The sequence below is a fragment of the Nocardia sp. NPDC001965 genome (assembly GCF_053594175.1).
This window is the reverse complement of sequence record NZ_JBSFDZ010000006.1, coordinates 183228-201333: the sequence shown is the minus strand read 5'-3', so window position 1 is coordinate 201333 and position 18106 is coordinate 183228. Positions and strand designations below refer to the sequence as shown.

17 protein-coding genes are annotated in these 18106 nt (G+C 65.0%); 8 read left to right on the top strand and 9 right to left on the bottom strand.

Annotated elements, in window-relative coordinates; genetic code table 11:
- Positions 1-16: 16 nt before the first annotated feature.
- From ACWCPQ_RS12560 to ACWCPQ_RS12545, 4 genes are all read left to right on the top strand, one after another.
- Positions 17-1372 (top strand): hypothetical protein, encoded by a 1356-nt coding sequence (locus tag ACWCPQ_RS12560; protein ID WP_449897713.1) that lies wholly within the window; start codon positions 17-19, stop codon positions 1370-1372.
- Positions 1373-1505: 133 nt separating this feature from the next.
- Positions 1506-2309 carry a TIGR03084 family metal-binding protein gene (locus ACWCPQ_RS12555; RefSeq protein WP_449897711.1) on the top strand — a complete coding sequence of 268 codons (804 nt, stop codon included), beginning with the start codon at positions 1506-1508 and terminating at the stop codon, positions 2307-2309.
- Between the two features lie 355 nt (positions 2310-2664).
- Entirely contained in the window at positions 2665-3138 is a 474-nt protein-coding gene (locus ACWCPQ_RS12550; RefSeq protein WP_449897708.1) for an SRPBCC family protein, read from the top strand.
- A gap of 9 nt (positions 3139-3147) precedes the next feature.
- Positions 3148-3714: a ribonuclease H family protein gene (locus tag ACWCPQ_RS12545; RefSeq protein WP_449897707.1), complete on the top strand. Its 567-nt coding sequence runs from the start codon at positions 3148-3150 to the stop codon at positions 3712-3714.
- A gap of 614 nt (positions 3715-4328) precedes the next feature.
- On the opposite strand, the gene ACWCPQ_RS12540 is transcribed toward ACWCPQ_RS12545, so the two are convergent.
- Positions 4329-4637, bottom strand: coding sequence for a hypothetical protein (locus ACWCPQ_RS12540; RefSeq protein WP_449897704.1), 309 nt, complete (start codon positions 4635-4637; stop codon positions 4329-4331).
- Between the two features lie 164 nt (positions 4638-4801).
- On the opposite strand from ACWCPQ_RS12540, the gene ACWCPQ_RS12535 reads away from it, so the two are divergent.
- The 4 genes from ACWCPQ_RS12535 to ACWCPQ_RS12520 all read left to right on the top strand — a co-directional run bounded on the left by ACWCPQ_RS12535 (position 4802) and on the right by ACWCPQ_RS12520 (position 9311).
- Entirely contained in the window at positions 4802-5962 is a 1161-nt protein-coding gene (locus ACWCPQ_RS12535) for a helix-turn-helix domain-containing protein (RefSeq protein WP_449897703.1), read from the top strand.
- Positions 5963-6121: 159 nt separating this feature from the next.
- The gene (locus tag ACWCPQ_RS12530; protein ID WP_449897701.1) at positions 6122-7171 is read left to right on the top strand and encodes a hypothetical protein; all 1050 of its coding nucleotides are present in this window, start codon (positions 6122-6124) and stop codon (positions 7169-7171) included.
- A gap of 34 nt (positions 7172-7205) precedes the next feature.
- Positions 7206-7601 carry an RNase H family protein gene (locus tag ACWCPQ_RS12525; RefSeq protein ID WP_449897699.1) on the top strand — a complete coding sequence of 132 codons (396 nt, stop codon included), beginning with the start codon at positions 7206-7208 and terminating at the stop codon, positions 7599-7601.
- 156 nt (positions 7602-7757) lie between these two features.
- The gene (locus tag ACWCPQ_RS12520; protein ID WP_449897697.1) at positions 7758-9311 is read left to right on the top strand and encodes a hypothetical protein; all 1554 of its coding nucleotides are present in this window, start codon (positions 7758-7760) and stop codon (positions 9309-9311) included.
- A gap of 121 nt (positions 9312-9432) precedes the next feature.
- Here the strand turns inward: ACWCPQ_RS12520 and ACWCPQ_RS12515 are convergent, their stop codons facing one another.
- From ACWCPQ_RS12515 to ACWCPQ_RS12480, 8 genes are all read right to left on the bottom strand, one after another.
- Positions 9433-10062 carry a hypothetical protein gene (locus tag ACWCPQ_RS12515; protein ID WP_449897694.1) on the bottom strand — a complete coding sequence of 210 codons (630 nt, stop codon included), beginning with the start codon at positions 10060-10062 and terminating at the stop codon, positions 9433-9435.
- Positions 10063-10101: 39 nt separating this feature from the next.
- Positions 10102-10944: a hypothetical protein gene (locus tag ACWCPQ_RS12510; RefSeq protein WP_449897692.1), complete on the bottom strand. Its 843-nt coding sequence runs from the start codon at positions 10942-10944 to the stop codon at positions 10102-10104.
- 240 nt (positions 10945-11184) lie between these two features.
- Positions 11185-12348, bottom strand: coding sequence for an MlaD family protein (locus ACWCPQ_RS12505; RefSeq protein ID WP_449897690.1), 1164 nt, complete (start codon positions 12346-12348; stop codon positions 11185-11187).
- Positions 12348-13442 carry an MCE family protein gene (locus ACWCPQ_RS12500; protein WP_449897688.1) on the bottom strand — a complete coding sequence of 365 codons (1095 nt, stop codon included), beginning with the start codon at positions 13440-13442 and terminating at the stop codon, positions 12348-12350. Before ACWCPQ_RS12500 ends, ACWCPQ_RS12505 begins: the two co-directional genes overlap by 1 nt.
- On the bottom strand, positions 13439-14539 hold the full coding sequence (locus ACWCPQ_RS12495) for an MCE family protein (RefSeq protein WP_449897686.1): 1101 nt from the start codon (positions 14537-14539) through the stop codon (positions 13439-13441). Before ACWCPQ_RS12495 ends, ACWCPQ_RS12500 begins: the two co-directional genes overlap by 4 nt.
- Positions 14536-15531 (bottom strand): MCE family protein, encoded by a 996-nt coding sequence (locus ACWCPQ_RS12490; protein ID WP_449897883.1) that lies wholly within the window; start codon positions 15529-15531, stop codon positions 14536-14538. Before ACWCPQ_RS12490 ends, ACWCPQ_RS12495 begins: the two co-directional genes overlap by 4 nt.
- Positions 15531-16562: an MCE family protein gene (locus tag ACWCPQ_RS12485; protein ID WP_449897683.1), complete on the bottom strand. Its 1032-nt coding sequence runs from the start codon at positions 16560-16562 to the stop codon at positions 15531-15533. The genes ACWCPQ_RS12490 and ACWCPQ_RS12485 overlap by 1 nt, the downstream gene beginning before the upstream one ends.
- On the bottom strand, positions 16559-18103 hold the full coding sequence (locus ACWCPQ_RS12480) for an MlaD family protein (RefSeq protein ID WP_449897681.1): 1545 nt from the start codon (positions 18101-18103) through the stop codon (positions 16559-16561). The genes ACWCPQ_RS12485 and ACWCPQ_RS12480 overlap by 4 nt, the downstream gene beginning before the upstream one ends.
- Positions 18104-18106 lie beyond the last annotated feature (3 nt).

The following is an 18106-nucleotide window of genomic DNA, read 5'->3' as shown; positions in this document are numbered from 1 at the left end:
CACAGGGGAGCGCGCGATGATCACACTCTCGTCCGGAGTGTTGATCAATTGGGAAGAACTCACCGGTCAGAGCAAGTTCGTCGTCGATCTGATCAGTTTCCCGATATTCAGCGCCGCCGCCGGCTGGCTCACCAACTGGACCGGCGTGCTCATGCTGTTCTGGCCGCTGATGTTCCGTGGAATCCGAATCCCTGGTCTCGACGTGCTGTACCCGTATCTACCGCGCCGTGTCCAGGTACTGCCGACCTTTTCCGAGGACGGGTCGCGGCTGGGTTTCCAGGGGTTCATTCCGGCGCGCGCCGAGAAGATGGCGAGTATCTGTGTCGACAAGGCCCTGCTCCGAATCGGCAGCCCCCGGGATTTCATCCACGAGCTGGATCTCGACGGTATAGCCGACTATGTCGCGGCGCTCGCCCGTAAACAGGTGAAGAGCATCGTCGACGAGGTGATGAACCGGGAGAACCCCGATCTCTGGAATGCCGTACCCCGCGCGATGCGGCAACTGATCTATCAGCGGGTGGAACGGGAATTACCGGAACTCACCGGCCGGGCGTTCGATTCGCTCGGCGACAACGTCGATCAGCTCGTCGACGTGAAGGGTTTCGTGATCCGGTATCTCCAGGAGAATCCGGAGATCCTCAAAGACCTCACCACCACGATCGCCGCGCCGGAACTGAAGTTCATGGTGCGGATCGGCCTGCTCGGCGCCCCGTTCGGTCTGCTGCTGGCGCTCTACCTGCACATCCATTCCGATATCCCGGTCTGGGGCTGGATTCCGTCCTGGGTGATCGTGCTGGCCGCGTCGGCACTCATCGGTGTCGTGGTGAACATCATCGCTGTCCGGGTGGTGTTCACCCCGGGTGATCCGCAGCCCCGGTACAAATACATCTGGAAACAGGCCCTGCTGGCCAAACGGCAGCCGCAGGCCGCCACCGATCTGGCCCATATTCTCGCGTATCAGGTGCTCACGCTCCCCAATCTCTCCAACGAGTTGCTCAACGGACCGAACGGCGACAAGACGCGGCTGCTGCTGGAGCAGCTCATCTCCGACGAGATCCACCGGCAACTCGGCCGGACCACCTCGGTGGTGCGGGCCGCGTTCGGGCGACAGCAGTTCGACAACCTGAAGGTCGGCGCGGCAGGGGCGGCCGTCGGACTGGCGCCCTCACTGGTGGAGGACGCCGATTTCATCCGGGAGCAGGCCGAGAACATCGACGAATTCGCAGCTCGCAAACTACAACTGCTGACCCCCGGCGAGTTCATGGAGATGTTCTACGCCTCGGTCGAGCAGGACGCCTGGCTGCTCTATCTGCACGGCGCCGCGCTGGGGCTGCTGGTGGGCGCGACCCACCTTCTTCTCTTCGGCTGGTAGGCGCTCCGCACACCCGGGTTCTCGGTAGCGCGCGTCCGCGCCCATCAAATCAAGCAAGCGTGCTTGTATTTTTCTCGCGCCGCTGGAATGCTGAACCGCGCACGATGCCGTGTGCGACGGAGGTGAGGAACCGATGGCAGATCTGGACGCGCTACTACGCGACCTCGCCGCGGAGAGTGCCGACCTGGAGAGCCTGGTCGTGGGACTGCCGGAGCCGGATTGGGCCCGCCCCACCCCCGCGGCGGGCTGGACCGTCGCCCATCAGATCGGGCATCTCGCCTGGACCGACGAAGTGGCCGCGCTGGCCGCCACCGACGCACGCACCGACGGCACCGCATTCACCGACCTGCTGACCGAAGCCGCGGCCCGGGTGACGACCTTCGTGGACGAGGCAGCCGAGGCAGCCGCCGCCACACCGCCGCCGGAACTGCTCGAGCGCTGGCGGCGCGGCCGGATCGAACTCGCCACGGCACTGCGCGCTGTACCCGGCACCGCGAAGGTGCCCTGGTTCGGCCCGCCCATGCGGCCCGGTTCGATGGTCACCGCCCGCCTCATGGAGACCTGGGCGCACGGCCAGGATGTCGCCGATGCCCTCGGAATCCACCGGACGCCGACCGAGCGACTGCGTTCGGTGGCACATATCGGCGTGCGGACCCGGGATTTCGCGTATGCCGTCCGGGAGTTGCCCGTTCCCCTTACGGAGTTCCGGACGGAACTGCGCGCGCCCTCGGGTGAACTGTGGTCGTGGGGCCCCGAGGACGCACCGGAACGGGTCACCGGCCCGGCATTGGACTTCTGCCTGCTGGTCACCCAGCGGCGGCATCCCGATGATCTGGCGCTGCACACGACGGGCCCGGAGGCAGCCCGCTGGCTCACCATCGCCCAGGCCTTCGCCGGGCCGCCGGGCAGCGGCCGGGAGCCGATCCGGCAGGACTGAGCGGAGAGCCGACGAGCGTCACACCAGGTTCCCGCGGCAGCCGGACATCGTTGGCCGGATGGGCACTCACGGCAGTGGAGTACGGCGCTCGCCGGCGGGTGATAGGTACCCCCGGCGCGGTCGCCGAAACCCCGCCGCGGTCACGGATGCGACACCACCGGCTCAGCTGTGACACTCGTCTCGAGTGTCGAGGCCACTTGTTCGGCAACGCCGGGCCGCCACCTGCTCTGATACGCTCTCCGAGCGTTTCGGCCCTTTGTCACACATGGTGTCCTACGGCTATCGAATCCTCAACTGCCTGAAATAAAACGGAAAGCTATAGTACTTTTGTCGGGCAGCCGTGGAGGGAGGGCCCGTGGGCTTCATCAAATACGCGAGCGACGTGACGGCGCCGATCACCGTCGCCTTCGCTTATGCCGACAACCCCCTGTCCATCCCGAACTGGATGGCGGGAGCCACCGAGATCACTCGGCAGGGCGATCCGGAGCGCGGTATCGGCGCGCGGTACGAGATCCGATATCGGCTCGGCCCCTGGCGGCCCGTACTCCACTGCGAGATCGCCGAACATCGTCAGGACGCCGTACTGGGTTACCTCCTCACCGGCGGGCTCCTCAGCGCACAGCTGACTCTGCGATTCGACCCGCTCGGCCGCGGCCGCTCGGTACTGACCACCGAGCTCGACTACCCCAGCTCCAGGGGAATCACCGCGATCCTGCGCGATCGGCCGCGCGACGCGCTGCTGCGCCGGGTGTTGAGGCGAAGTGAATCGCGATTGCGCAGGGCGATAGAGGAATTCCACGGTACCGATCTTGTCGGCCGACTTGCGTAGGGTACATCCATGATCATCGTGAGTACCGACGGATCGTGTCTGCGAAACCCCGGCGGAGCGATCGGCTGGGCGTGGGTGGATCACGCGGGTGGCGCGGAGAGCGGCGGCGCGGCATCGGGTACCAACCAGATCGCGGAACTGCGTGCTGTACTGGAGGCGGTCCGGGCCCATCCGGGATCGGATCCGCTACTGATCGAGAGCGATTCGCTGTACGCCATCAAATGCGCGTCGGAATGGCTGCCGAACTGGCGTAACAACGGCTGGCGCACTTCGAGCGGGTCCGCGGTCAAGAACGTCGAGATCATCCGCGAGATAGACCACGTCATCGCGGGCCGTCCCGGACCGGTGCGTTTCCGCTGGGTACGTGGCCATGTCGGGAACTATTTCAACGAACAGGCCGACGCACTGGCCGGCGCCGCCGCCCGTAAGGCGGCGGCCTCGGCGCCGACGAACCGAATGACCATGGTCGCCCCGGCGGCCTCCGAAACCTCCGCGGCGGCAGGGAAGGCCGCGGAACCGGCGACCGTACCGGCCGCCGACTACGCGACAACAGCGCAGGCGCTCCACCTGTTCTGAACCCCGCCGGGACGCCGAGCGCCCGCGCTGTTGTCGCCGTAGTACTCGTAGTGCAGATACCACCCGAATAGCCTCCGGCGGTGGTGGCTCGACCCACCGCCGGAGGCGCCCGGACCTCAGCAAATGGGCGTCTAACAGGCAATATGCTGAAATCGACATCACTCTAGATCAGGGTAAATCACCCTAAATCCGGGTAAGTTGTGCCCAAAATGTGCCCACGGAAGGCGCCTTCGTCATGAAGGTGACCTCTTGCGGCCCAGGGGAGTTGCTGAACCCAACGCCCTCCGAAGGTCGGTGCTCCTCACCGAGGACGCTTTGGGTAGCAAAGTCCCCTGGTCGATTTCGGTGATCGCCGAATAACTCCAGCTCAGGAACATATTTCCGGCGCCGACAAAATGATCGGCCGGGGTACTCGATGGTGAGTACCCCGGCCGATTGCGGGATCCCGCAAGATTCGGGTTGTCGACGTCGGCAAGCTGAGCGACCTGGGGGTACTCGCTGAGGGAGTACCCCGGCAGTTGCGGTCAAAATGACCGTGACTCACTCCCGGAACAGCGCCACGGTGAACCAGGCCAGCCCGCCGGCGAGCAGGACCAGGGCGATACCGTGGCCCGTCACAGCTGCACGACCGGCCACCGGTGCCCGCGCGGGTAGACCCGGACCGGAGTCACCAGGGCGGCAACGTCGGTGATCGCGTGCCTCGCCGAATCCGCGTGCTCGAACGACGGGACGACGACTGCGGCCGCGGCGTGTTCCATGACGGCGCCGGCGATGATCAGAGCGCTTGCCAGCGGACCGGTATCGAGCCGTACCGTCCACACCAGGCGGTAGCCGTGGCGCTCGGCCACCTTGTAGACGTCTACCCCGTCGCCCTGCACATCCTTGCGAATCATCGCGATCGCCTTCGGCAGTTCCCCGACCATTGCATACCCCTGCGTCCCCCGACCCTGCAGATTGGAAGGCACCCGCCGCCGAGGTGGTCGGGGTATCAGCCCGGCGGCGAATGCTGCCAAAGAGATTCGCGTTTTGCAAGTGCCCAGAGGGACAGCGAGGGGACAGCGGCGCAGTATCGATCTACCCTCGGGACATGGGCGAGAACGTAGGCCAGCGGGTCGCATCCGAACGCAAATCGGCCGGACTCAGCCAACGGGCATTGGCAGCGCGAGCGGCGTACAGCCTGTCCATGGTCAAGGCGGTAGAGCAAGGACGGGAGCCGGCCTCTCCCGGCTTCATCTCCGCGGTTGCGCGGGTCCTGCGGGTCACCCCCGAACAGCTGACCGGCGCACCGTACGACGACGGCCGCCCGCTCTCCGATGCCGTGAACGAGCTCTCGATCCTGCTGACCGAAGGCCGCTACGCCCGAGCGATGGAACCGGGCACTCTGGCGCAGCTCGAGGCAGATCTGTTCGCAGCACAGCAGCTCTACCGCCGCGACCGCACACGCCAGACCATCGAGGTATTGCCGGGGATCATTCGGCGGCTGCACGGCGCTACCCGGGAGATGACCGGGGATCACAAGGCGCACGCCTTCACCCTGTTGACCGCGGCGTACGTGCTCGCGGAGTGGTCGGCCCGGCGCACCGGTCACCTACTGCTCACGCTGCCCGCGCTGGACCTGGCCGATACCTACGCGCCTATGGCCGATGATACGAACTGGGGCGCGTTCTCCATCCTGGCCCGCGCCCGGGTGCTCACGCACTACGGGGAATCCGAGGTGGCCGGGCAGCTCATCGACTCGGCGATATCGTCGGCCGACGAATCACACCGCGGGTTGATCCTGGGCGGATACTCCCACCTCGCCGGTGCCGTGAACGAGGCCCGGAAGCTGAACTACTCCGGGGCATCCGACCACATCGAGGCCGCGCGGGAGATGGCCGGCCGGACCGGCGAGACAGATGACTACCTGGTGAGCTTCGGACCGCTGAACGCCGAGATCCACGCACACGAAGTCGAGCTGGAAGCCGGAGACCCGAACCGGGCCGCGGTCGACGGAGCAAAGCTCACCTACCCCGACGACGCACCACGGACCCGGGTAGCGCACCACTGGCAGGACAACGCCCGCGCGTGGCTGATGTCCGGGAAGCCGGACAAGGCACTCAGCGCGTTGATCAAGGCACGGCTCGCAGCACCGCAGCAGACCCGCCTGCATCCTTCGGTCCGGGAGACGGTTCACGGTATCGCGGCCGCTCAGCGTCGACAGAGTGAAGGACTGGTCGGGTTCGCCTCCTGGCTCGGAACGTCACTGTGACACCGGTTGGGCAACACATCCCCTTGGACCGTGCGGCATTGGCCCTGAACCGTCACGGGTTGAGGACCGCTTCGATACACCCTGGTCTGATGTCACTGTTGCCAGCGTCGGGACCCACGGTTCATCGCGACCGAGTGCGACGAAGCGAAAATAGCGGGCATGTCAAGCATCTCGAGGATCTTTCTGGTTGCGGTAGAACGGCTATCGGAGGCCGTACCCCGCGTGGGATCGATTTTCGCCGGCCACTCCCGCAACGCAGGGAGCGCCGTCAACACGGCCGTGGATATTTTGGAAGCAGCCTCCCGGAAACGAATCGAGAGTGTGTACCGAGCCAGGGTGCAGGCCCGGCTCACAAGCGAAGAGGGGGAGCAGCGCTCACATTGGTTGGTATCCAGAGGCGACAATGTGTACGCGGCGACGGTGCACAACAAAAACTACGATCTGCCCCAATCCCAGGCCTTGATACGCCATCTGGACGATTGGCTCGACGCGACCTTCGGGAAAAAACGCATCATGATCGTCGAAGGACGCGTACCCGACCCCGAAATGCCCTCGGCGTTCCGGAAGGCATACGACGGGCTTCTGAAGAGAGCGTTCGCCTCCGAGCGCGGCGAGGTAGCGGCCTTAGTCCTCAAAGGGAAAGTGAACGGCGTCGAGGTCATAACGGGGGAGGAGGACCAGGCCTTCCAGTTCGCCGAGCTACTGCGCAACCATCGACCAGAGCATGTTCTCGGATATTACGTGCTGCGCCAGATGCCGCAGGCGCTCGCGGCGCGGAAGCAAGCGATCAAAATGGGGAAATCTCGTCTCGAGCTGGAACAGTACGATATGGGAAAATACCTGGATGAGACGCTCGACAGGTTCGCTCCGTATATGCCCGAGCGTACGGATGTTCGGCAGATGTTCGACGATTTGATGTCCCGCGAGTATGCCCACACCGGCTTCAGCGGGAAGTTCAAGGAAGGTGACGAACATTGGCTGATGAAGGAAACGAACGATCCCGCCGTGACAGGGAAAGCCGAGAGCCCGGTACAGAAAGTCTCCTTTGAATGCAATCAGCGGCGGGACAGACACTTCGCGAATCTTTTTCAAGAAAAGGCGGACGAGGGTTACGCTGTGTTCGGTCAGTTCGGCATAATTCACCTGCTCGACGTCGCGCCCAAGATACGCGCATTGGACAACGCTGCGCTGATCGAGCTCGGCGCCTGATCCCCGACCAGGCCGTGTGTCGAAGTGGTGAGCGGTGGGCGGGCCGATCGATCGAGAAAGGCGCATCCGGTGCCGCCCAGCATCGCCAGCTCCCACTGGTTCACGATCCAGCGGTCGCCGTCCTTCTCCATACCCGAGCGGGTCCGCGGTCAAGAACGTCGAGATCATCCGCGAGATAGACCACACCATCGCGCGCCGCCCCGGACCGGTGCGTTTCCGCTGGGTACGGGGCCATATCGGGAACTATTTCAACGAACAGGCCGACGCGCTGGCCGACGCGCTGGCCGGCGCCGCCGCCCGCAAGGCCGCGGCCACAAGTTCGCCGGCTGCCCGAACAGTGGCCCAGGTCGCCCCGGCGGCCCCGAATCTCCGCGGCGCCAGGGAAGGCCGCGGAACCGGCGATCGTAGCGACCGCCGACTACGCGAATAGCCTCCGGCGGCGGTGGCTCGACCCACCGCCGGAGGCGCCCGGGCCAGTTGTTTCCCGACGAATGCCGCAGCCTCCTGCCACTTGGCGGCGGTGATCCTGCCAAAAAAGTTCCGTGTTATATGCGGGTCCATGTAATGTCGTCGACCGAGGTATGCGATGAGCGAAGTCGGACGTGAGTTGTTGATGCGCCTCCGCGACGACATGATCGAGTTGCTCAGTCATAGAACCAGTCCTCATCTGCACGACAGATGGGCCGATTTGGTGCTGCAGGCGGTCAAGGCAAGAAGACTCCAGGCTGCCGATCACGATGGCCGCGCGCTGATCGAAGCCGACGTGGGGCGACCTGATCCGTCGATGGTGCACGGTGATCGGATCGAGCGGGATCTCGGCGATATTCCTGGTATCCAACGGGTGAACGACGGGCTCTATCGCGGCGGCGGCTACCTGATCGAACCGCGACCGGACGGCCTGCGCCTGCATCAATCCCTCGCGACTCGCGAGCGAACTGTCGCCGTGCGAATCGAACCGCACGGTGACGCATTCCGCGTGTACACACGATCGATCTATACCTACCACGGCCCGCAGACCCTGCGAGCCGAGGTATGGCGCCGTGGCGGGATGGGCAGCAGCGGGCTGGACCGGAGCTCCACAGAACAAGTCGCTGGGGAGGCAGCGCTGGATCGTCTAGAACGCGCGAGAGTTCCGCTCCACCGGCAGCTGATGGAGTCGGGATTCGACCCGATCGGCGACAACATGCTGCAACGACGGCACGGCGACCTCACGCTGACCGTCACCCTCGGCCCTGACGACACACTCACGTTCCACAGACCGCTCGAGGGCCGCGCCGGGGAGCTGGTTGCGCAGTCGCGAGTCCTGCGTGTCGAGACCATAGAACGAGAGAGTTGGCGCGGCGGCGGTACCGAGCCGGTCCTACGCCTGTCCAACGGCTGGCTCGACTACACATTTACCCCCCAGGGGTTTGTGACCGATCCCCATGTGCTGCGTGCGGTCACGGCGGCCGATGTCGGTGTCGCACCGACTGTTCCCCATACAGAACCGAGCGGTTTCGTCCGTGCCGGAGACAATCCCACCAGCAGCTTCGAGCAGCTCACCGAAATCAACGGCTACCGAATCGCCGACCTCGAACAGTGGATGCGCCCCCAACGGCCCGGCGAACCCTGGTTTCCCGGGGTGCCCAGGCAGATCGGTTCGACGGCGGGATTTCTCGGCCCACACGACAGCCTGCGCCAGACCCTGGCGCGCGACAACGACCTCGTGCGCAGTCTCGGGCTCAGCCACACAGACCTGGCTGAAGCCGTCCAGATCAACAACCGACTCGCCAACCGCTACTCGGTCCGGTCATATATCGGAGAAGGCGGGCACACCTACACCATTGGAGGAACTGGCAGTTTGGGTGTGCAGAATTCGCCGTTCCGCGACGGTACCCATGGCTCCGCGAACCGTCACATCACGAACGCCACAACCGGCGCCTCGGTCCAAGTGTCCGACCTCAGCGGTCATATGATCGAACAATACGGCTTCTACCAAGGCCCCGGCACAAGCTATCGGTCCGCGCCCGAGGACATCATCTCCACCTACGGGCACCTCCTCGACCGTGTCGGCGGGCCGCAACAACTCGAGCAAGCGCTCACCGAAATCAACGCCCGCCACCAGTGGGAACGGGAGGCCGCTCATCCATGGGATCCGTGACCACCATCTGAACAGCCTCCGGCGGTAGTGGTTCATACGCCGAGCGTCGATCACCGGAGAAGCGAGGGCGGTGAGCGATCCTTCCTGATCCGCCAGGATCGCTCACCGGATGTGATACAGGTCAGTTACCTGGCGCCGGGGCGGGTTGACCGCCCTGAGGAGCGGCCGGCGCGGGGCCCGCCGGAGCCTGCGCGGCACCCTGGCCGGCCAGGCCGCCCAGCATCGCCAGCTCCCACTGGTTCACGATCCAGCGGTCGCCGTCCTTCTCCATGCTCGCGACAACCGCGATGTCCTGGCGCTTCGGCTCGGGAGTCACCGAATTCGTCTTCATCAGTCCGATATTGACGAGCACTTTCGCGCTCTTCTCGTCACCGGACTGGAAACCGCAGGTCGCGTCGTCGACCCAGGATTTCACCTTGGATTCGGTGAGCAACTGCCGCAGCACATCCCAGTTCTGCTCCAGCGAGGAAACGACGTTGTCGGTCGCGCCGTCCTTCATCGCCTTCATGAAGCCGTCCAGATCACCCTGGTAGTCATAGGTGTTCGTGGCGCGCGCGAATTCGCACGCCGCCCGGGTGGACTGGTCCTGCGCGGACAGCTCACCTCGGTTCTGCTGGAAAGCGCGGAAATACACGACTCCCGCGACGACCAGCGCCACCAGTACCACACCCGCCACGAAGGCGGCCACCACCGGCAGCAGTCCGGACTTGTCGTCGTTGCCCGGTGTCGCCGCGGTCTCCTTCTCAGCCATAGCTTCGAGTCCTAACTTCTGTTCGTCTCGCGGCTGCAACTACTGCTGCATCATCGGTGTATCGAAGTCGGCGACCAGCCAGGTGCCGTCGACCTTCTGCATGGAGACATCGGCCGCTACCTTGACCTGCCCCGGCCCCTGTTCCTGCGGAACGTTGGCGGTGGTGAACTGCTGGTCGATGACCAGGACCACCCGCGCCTCGTCGCCGGAGCCGGATTCGTAACCGCACTGCACCGAGGTCGCGCTGGAGCTGACCTTCGATTCGGCGAACCGGGTCTTCAGGTCCGGGCCGATCTGGGCGACCAGATCCTTCCACTTACCGGTGGAGGACTGATCCAGGCGTTGCAGGTAGTCGTCGGCTTTGTCACCGGTGTAGGTGGCGAAATTGTTCCCGAAATCGCAGGCGGCCTTGGTCGCCGCGGCTCGGCGGTCCAGTTCCTCCTGCTTGTTGCCGGCGAGGAAGAAGAAGACCCCGACCGCCACCAGGGCCGCGACCAGCACCACCGCGGCTCCGATCAATGCGGGCAACGGGAACGGCAGGCCGCGACCGGCCGGTTTTTCCGCATCGGACTTCTCGCCGGCCCCGGCCTTCGCGTCGGGCGCCGAAATCTTCTCGGTGGCATCGTCCGATTTCTGCTCGGCGGCGACCGCGTCGGATTTGCTCAATCCGACCGTGGCGGCGGAATCCGGCTTCTCCGGATCGGCATCCGTCGCGGCCTCGCCGCCTGCCGCGGTCGCATCGTCGGCATCGGCGGCGGCATCGGCATCGGTGGTCGTCGTTGACTCCGAAGCCTTATCCGTCGCCCCCGCGGCAGCCGCCTTGCCGGCCTCCGGTTCACCGGCGTCCGCCGTATCGGTATCGGCCTTGTCGCTGCTGGTCACAGCATCGTTCTCATCTTTTCCGGAAGTGGCGTGCTCAGCCGCGGCGTCCGCTGGCACACCGGTGCCTTCCGGCTCCAAGGGGTCGGAGACGGGTTTTTCTGAGGACATCTGTACTGTTCACACCTTCCCGGCGCGGCTGGAGACGCGCCGTAATCTACCGGTCGAAAACGACCGCCGGGTGTGGCGGGCATCTCTGCGAGAGTATGCACCGTCGCACCCGGCGCTCCACGACCGGTCCTTCTACCGCACGGGCGGCAGCGTACGTTCGTTCGGGTCCACCCCCGGCGGAATGGTGGCACCGTTGTCCGGGATGTTCGGACGCGGCGCGTTCACCGCGCCACGGATCTGCTCACCAGGCCCGGGGCTGTCGCAGTAGTTCCACATCGGCAGCGTGCCGTCCTGCACCACCTGGGTCTTCATCGGGGTGCTCTGGTACTGGCAGTACGGCCGGAACCAGATATCGAGGATGGTGTGGAACTCGTTGTCGTGAGCGGGGACTCCGAGAGCCGCGCCACCGACTTCGAGCGCCGGGAACAAGGCCGCCAGCGCCGGGGTGCGCAGCTGCGCCGCCCGGGTGACCGCGAGGAAGTTGTTGGCCAGCGCGGTGATCGGATCACTGGTGCTGTCCAGCGTCGCGGTCACCGCCGCGAACTGCCCCGGCGCCTGGTCGAGCACCTTGATCAGTTCGGCGTTGGCCTTGTTGAACTGATCGAACAGCACCCGCGAATTGGCCGTCAGCGTTCCCAGATCCGGCTGCGCCTGCGAGGTGGTGGCCGCGATGGTGCGCAGATTGGCGATCAGGTTCGTGGTCTGCGGCAGCAGCGAATCCATTCCCGCCGTCACCAGGCTCACCCCTTCGATCAGTGAACGCAGCTGATCGGGACCGCCACTGAGCGCGATATCGAGTTCGTTCAGGATCACCGCGAAATGTTCCGGGTCCACCTGGGCGATGAGGTCGCTGGAGTTCTCCAACACCGACGAGACCGGAACCGGCGTGCTCACTCGCTCCGGATCGAAGTCGATCGACGAGCCGTCGGTCAGGAACGGGCCCTGGTCGGTGGCCGGCCGGAAGTCGATGTACTGCTCACCGGCACCCGACAGCGCCTGGACCGCGACCTTCGTATCCAACGGAATGTCGTACCGGGAATCGATCTCGGCCTTCGCCCGGATCCCGGCACCTTCACCGACGATTTCGAGGTTGCTCACCTCGCCCACCCGGTAACCCCGCAGCGTCACATCGTTACCGGGTTGCAGACCACCGGAGCGGTCGAGATTGACGGTGACGGTGTAGGTACTGCGCAACGGATTGACGCGCATGACGTTGACCAGCAGATAGGTGCCGCCGATCAGCAGCGCCAGGACCAGCCCGATATTCGACAGCAGGATCTTGTTCCGGGACAACATCACTGGCCTCCTACGCGATACTGCACGACCTGGAGGATCTGGATCAGACTGCCCGCGAAGTCCTGGAGATCGCGCACATCGTAGAAATGGCTGGTACCGGGCGCGGTCAGCATCGCGATATCGAGGTTGGTGACATTCACCTGAGCCGCCAGGCTGCTGCCGCGGAAGGTGGCGTTCACCGGGGCCTTCAGATCGTGCAGCGCGTCCAGCAGGGCGCCGAAGTTGTCACCGGTCGCCGCGAGCGCCGACATCAGGTTGTTCAGGTTGTCCAGGGTGCCGGCCAGATCGCCGCCGGTGGTGTCGGCGTAGTCGCCGAGCGCCGCGCTGGTCGTGGCGATCTTGCCGAGTAGATCACCGAGCGCGCGGTTGTTCTCCGCGATCGCGCCGATCATATCCGGCAGAGTGTCGGCCACCTGGCCGAGTTCGGTGCGCCGGGCGTCGAGTGTATCGGCCAGCACATTGAATTCACCCAGCACACTGTCGATCTGCGCCGAGTTGGCATTGATACTCGACACCACGCCGGTGATCTCGTTGACCAGGTGCACCAGCTGATCGCTGCGCCCACCGACGATCGAGTCCAGTTCGGTGCCCAGCCGGGTCAGGTGGGCGATACCGCCGCCGTTGAACATCAGCGATACCGACAGCAGCAGTTCTTCGACCGTCGCACCGGCCGAGGTCTTGTCGATGGCCAGCGTATCGCCGTCGGTGAGCAGCTGGCTGTTCTGTTCGGTGGGCGGTTTGGAGACCGCGATGAACACATCGCCGAGCGGAGTGGCCTGGCGGAGTTCGGCCGTGGTGCCGACGGGGAGGTCGATATCCTTGCGGATCTGCATATCGACGATCGCCTGGAAGTTCTTGGTCTCGATATTGGTGACGACACCGACATCGGAACCACCGATCTTCACCTTGGCCTGGTCGGGCAGGTTCAGCGCGTTCTCGAATACCGCCTTCAGGGTGAAGGTGTCACCACCGATGCCGGGCTTCGGCAGCGGTATGTCTTCTACGGTCAGCCCGCAGCCGGAGGCCAGTACCACCGTCCCGGCCGCCACGAGGGCGGCCATGGTGCGGCGGGCCCGGCGGATCGTTCGCATCATTTCGTCAGTCCCAGCAGTGCGGCGGTGAGTCCGAAGTCCGGTCCGAAATCCTCGGGGCGGCCGGTGCGGCAACCGTCGGCCTTCATCTGGATCCGTTCGCAGAACAGGCTGAGCAGCTCACCGTTGGCGAGGTTCGTGCCGATCAGCGCGTGCAGCCGGACATAACCCTGTTCGTAGTTCATCGACCGGTGGATACTCTGCAGCAGCATCGGCGCGACATCGACCACCTCGGTGACCCCGTGCGCGTTCTGCCGCAGCTGGTCGATCACCCCGTTCATCTTGGTCAGCGTGTCCACCAACTGATCCTGATGGTCGGCGAATACCGAACTCGTATTGTTCAGGAAGTCGTAGAGCTGCTGGAGGGTGGACTGCAGACCGGGCGCCTGCTCGGCCAGCATGGTGGTCATCTGGGTGGCCTGGTTGCTGAAATCGCGGACGGCCTGATCGTTCTCGGCCAGCATCGTGGTCAGCTCGTTGAGCTTGATGATGATGTTCGAAATATGATCCTTGTTGTCCACACCGACCTTCAGCGCACCGGACAGCGCGTTGAGGGTGTCGCGTAGCTTCCCGCCCTGCCCGTTGAGCATCGGGTAGAGCACCCGGCCCGACAGCGGGCCGACACCCTCCTGCCCCTCCTGGGGTTTGAGGGCGTCGGCGAATTTGTCGATGGTCTTGAGCATCGTATCCAGCTCCACCGGAACGTCGGTGCGTTCCAGCGGCAGGTGATCGCCGCTTTCGAGCGTATCCCCCTCGACGTAGCGGGGAGTGAACTCGATATGCCGGTCGGTGACGATGGAGGGCGAGACCACCACCGCCATGGCGTCCTTCGGGATCTGTACATCGCCGTCGATGGTCATATGGACCTCGACCAGATCCCCGTGCGGCACGATCTTGTCGACCTTGCCGACTTCGAGCCCGAGCACGGTGATCGGGTTGCCCTCGAACATGCCGGCGATGTTCTCGAAGTCGGCGGTGATCTCGATATCGCCGCCGGTGACACTGTTGACCACCGAGCAGCTACCGAGCGCCACCGCCGATACTCCGATGACCAGCGCCTGGGCAGCGCGTTTCACGATCCCGGTCTTGTTCTTGATCATCCCTGGCACCCCTCGGCGACTTCGGCGAAGCACAACCAGTTGTCCGGGAACAGCCACGGAATACCGACCTCGGCGTAGTTGCCGTTACCCCAGGCATTGGCCAGGTAGCGCACCGACGGCGGCATGATCGACAGCAGCCGATCCAGATTGTCCTTGTTCTTCTGCAGGCCCGACGCCATGGTGTTCAGCTGATCGAGCGTGCTGCCGAACTGGTTGTTGTTCTGGGCGCCGATCGCCTGCAACTGCGCGGTCAGCGTGGCCACATTGTCGAGCAGTGTCCGCAGCAGCTGCTGGCGTTCCACCACGCGCGAGGCGATGGCCTCGCCCTGGGTGATGATCAGCAGGGTGCTGTTGCGGTTGTCGGCCAGGATGGTGGTCACCCGGTCGAGATCCTTCAGCAGCTGGGCGACGTCGTCCTTGCGGTTGTCGATCACCTTGGCCAGTGCGCCGATACTGTCCAGCGACTGCGCTACGAGCTCCGGCGAACCCTGTAACTGCTCGTTGAACAGGTTCAGCGATTCGGCGAGCTTGCCGGGATCGAGTTCCTGGAACTCCGGGGTGCCCTTGGAGACCACATCGGCCAGATCGTAGGGGACCGCGGTGTTGGTCTTCGGGATCCGGTCGTCGGGCAGGCCCGAACCGTCACCCGGATCCAGATCCACGTAGCGAGCGCCGAGCAGGGTCGCCATCTTGATGGCGGCCCGCGCGTCCGGACCGAGCTTCACATCGCTGTTGACCTGCAGGGTCAGCAGGACGTGGTCGCCTTCGAGCTCGGCGGCGGCCACCCGGCCCACCGGCACCCCGGCGACATCGACCTTGTCGCCGACGGTGATACCCGCGGACTGGACGAATTCGGCCTCGATGGACTGCTCACCGATTCCGAGATTGCGGAATCCGCTGGAGGCCAGCACCAGCACACCCACAACGACGACGCCGATGATGCCGAGCCCGAAGTAGCGATTGTTGTTGAACCAGGTTTTGAGTTTGGTCATCATGGCCGGCACACCGCCGATTGCGAGTTGCCACCGATCTGGGAGAAGAGACCGCGTGGGAAGAGGACACCGTAGAGCGAAACGTCGAGCCGGCAGATGTAGGCGTTGGCGTACGCGCCTTCGGAGGTGAAGCGGCCCGCGTCGGCGAGGATGGACGGCAGGTCGATCGCGGCCTGATCCAGTTTGGCGCCGTTGGCCAAGAACAGGGTCAAAGCGTCACGTGTCGAATTCTGCACCGCCTCCAGCTTCGGCTGGATATTGCCCACCATGCCCACGAGGGCGGTGGTCGCACCGGCGATCTGTTCGGTCGAGCCGAGCAGTTGCTGTCCCTGCTCGTACAAACCGCCGATCAGCGCACGCGTCTGGGTTATCAGCGTCTCCAATTCGTCCCCTCGTTTGGCCAAACCGGCCATCACGCCGCTGAGGTTGGTGATCACATCACTGAGGATGGCGTCACGGCGCTGGAAATCGGTGGCCATGGTGGCGGCCTGAGTGATGAACGAGCTCAACGACACCCGGTCGCCCTGCAGGGCGAGGATGAAGGTCTCCGAGAGCCGGTTCACCTGCTCGGGTTCGAGTACCTCGAACAGCGGCTGGAATCCGTTGAGCAGCGCCGAGATATCGAAGGACGGCTCGGTGCGGTCCACCGGGATGTTGCCGTCCTCCGGTAGCTGGGAGGCGTCCCCGCCGGAACCCGGCGCCAGCGCCACATAGCGCTGACCGATCAGGTTCTGGTAGCGCACCAGCGCCTTGGTGTTGCCGAACAGGGTCTGATCGTCCTGGACGATGAAACTGACCTTCGCGTTGTGGTCGTCGGTCAGCTCGATCTTCTCGACCTTGCCGACGCGCACACCCGCCATCCGGACATCGTCGCCCTCGCGTAGACCCAGGACATCGGTGAAAACCGCGGAATACGATTTTGTACCACCGTCGACCGTGCGGGCCAGCGTATTCCACACCAGCACGGTGACCAGCACCGAGACCACTGCGAACAGGCCGAACCCGATCAGCGGTTTACGAACTCCCCTCACGAGGCGGCCTCCTCGGTCACGCGCAGGGTTCCGCCCTCCAGGATCGAACTCAGCATCAGGTACTCCATCGAGGACGGCTTCCGGCCGAGCAGCGTCGTCACGGCGGCGTCGCCCTCGTAGGTGATCGGTGCGGCCGCGGGCACCACGCCGGTGCCCGGGGTGCCGTTGTGCGCGGCCGGCGCGGGCGCGCCCGGCACGGCCGGCGGATTCTGCGGCTGTTCACCGGGCTGCGCCGCCGGAGCCGGAGCCCCGGGCAGTCCCGGAAGCTGCGGCAGCCCCTGCGGGAAAAGGCCTTCCAGCGGCGTACCAGCGAACGGGTTGTTACCCGGCGCCTGCGCCGGCGCGGGCGCCCCGGCCGCAGTGGTGACACCCGGGATCTGCGGCAGCCCGGGCAGCGGCGGCATCACCGGCAGGCCGTCCGCGGCGGGCAGCCGGCGCGGTTTCACCTGCTCGGGGAGGTACCCGGGATCAGCGACAGCGGGAGCGGTGCCACAGCTCGGACCGGCCAGCTCGCCGTAGCGCGGGCAGTCCGCCACGGTGTTGGGATTGAACGGGGTGAAGGTGACACCCGCGTTCCAGACCATCTGCCGCTGCGGTCCCCAGGTGAACACGGTGTTCAGCTTGCGGGACGAGTTGTTCAGATTGCTGATCGCATTGGTGATCGACGCCGGATTCGCGGCGAGCGCGCCGAAAGTCTGGTTCAGGCCCACGGTGAGTTCTTTACCGACATTCGGGTTACGGGCGAACAGATCGTTGATCTGGTCGGCCATACTGCTGGCGCCGGTGATCACGTTCACCAGTTCCTCGCGCCGGTCGGCGATCGTGCTCGCGGTCTGTACCGACGAGGCCAGGACATCCATCAGTTCCGGCGCCGATTCGTTGAGCGCGTGCACCGAACCCGACAGATCGCCGAGGAAGACACCGAGATCCGGGATCGACTGGTCCACCGAGGTCACCCAGCGGTCGAGCCGCTCGATGGTCGAGCCGGGGACCCGGCCGCTGCCGTCCAGCGCATAGGACAGGGTGCCGAGCACCCGGCCGAACTGCATCGGGTCGATGGCGTCGAGGATGTTCTGCACCGTGGTGAGCGTGTCCTGCAACGCGATGGTGCCCTGGCTGCGGTCCTCCTCGATCACCGAACCCTCACCGAGGTGATCGGCGTCGGGCCCGTTGTAGACCAGTTCCACCGAGGTGACGGCGAACAGGTTGCTCGGCACCACACGGGCGGTGACCGTGGCCGGGATACCGGCGGCGAATTCGGGCTTCAGGTCGATGTTCACCTGCTGCAGCTCGCCCTGGGCGGCCACCGAGACATTCTTGACCGCGCCGACCAGTACACCGCGGAACTTCACGTCGGCTTGTTCGGGCAGTCCGTCACCGGTGGTGGTGAGATTGGCCGTCACCTTCACTTTTTCCACGAAATAGCCCTGATACCGGGCCATCAGGAAGCCGAGAACGACCGCGAAGACGACAAGGCCGCAAACACCCGCGATGAGCAACTGCTTCATCGTGGGCCCGCGCCCACTCGGATCGATGATCATTAC

Excerpts from the sequence above, each read along its gene's own strand:
- ACWCPQ_RS12560 (WP_449897713.1), top strand. The coding sequence starts at position 17 with ATGATCACACTCTCGTCCGGAGTGTTGATCAATTGGGAAGAACTCACC.
- ACWCPQ_RS12555 (WP_449897711.1), top strand. The coding sequence starts at position 1,506 with ATGGCAGATCTGGACGCGCTACTACGCGACCTCGCCGCGGAGAGTGCC.
- ACWCPQ_RS12545 (WP_449897707.1), top strand. The coding sequence starts at position 3,148 with ATGATCATCGTGAGTACCGACGGATCGTGTCTGCGAAACCCCGGCGGA.
- ACWCPQ_RS12540 (WP_449897704.1), bottom strand. The coding sequence starts at position 4,637 with ATGGTCGGGGAACTGCCGAAGGCGATCGCGATGATTCGCAAGGATGTG.
- ACWCPQ_RS12535 (WP_449897703.1), top strand. The coding sequence starts at position 4,802 with ATGGGCGAGAACGTAGGCCAGCGGGTCGCATCCGAACGCAAATCGGCC.
- ACWCPQ_RS12530 (WP_449897701.1), top strand. The coding sequence starts at position 6,122 with ATGTCAAGCATCTCGAGGATCTTTCTGGTTGCGGTAGAACGGCTATCG.
- ACWCPQ_RS12520 (WP_449897697.1), top strand. The coding sequence starts at position 7,758 with ATGAGCGAAGTCGGACGTGAGTTGTTGATGCGCCTCCGCGACGACATG.
- ACWCPQ_RS12515 (WP_449897694.1), bottom strand. The coding sequence starts at position 10,062 with ATGGCTGAGAAGGAGACCGCGGCGACACCGGGCAACGACGACAAGTCC.
- ACWCPQ_RS12505 (WP_449897690.1), bottom strand. The coding sequence starts at position 12,348 with ATGTTGTCCCGGAACAAGATCCTGCTGTCGAATATCGGGCTGGTCCTG.
- ACWCPQ_RS12500 (WP_449897688.1), bottom strand. The coding sequence starts at position 13,442 with ATGATGCGAACGATCCGCCGGGCCCGCCGCACCATGGCCGCCCTCGTG.
- ACWCPQ_RS12495 (WP_449897686.1), bottom strand. The coding sequence starts at position 14,539 with ATGATCAAGAACAAGACCGGGATCGTGAAACGCGCTGCCCAGGCGCTG.
- ACWCPQ_RS12490 (WP_449897883.1), bottom strand. The coding sequence starts at position 15,531 with ATGACCAAACTCAAAACCTGGTTCAACAACAATCGCTACTTCGGGCTC.
- ACWCPQ_RS12480 (WP_449897681.1), bottom strand. The coding sequence starts at position 18,103 with ATGATCATCGATCCGAGTGGGCGCGGGCCCACGATGAAGCAGTTGCTC.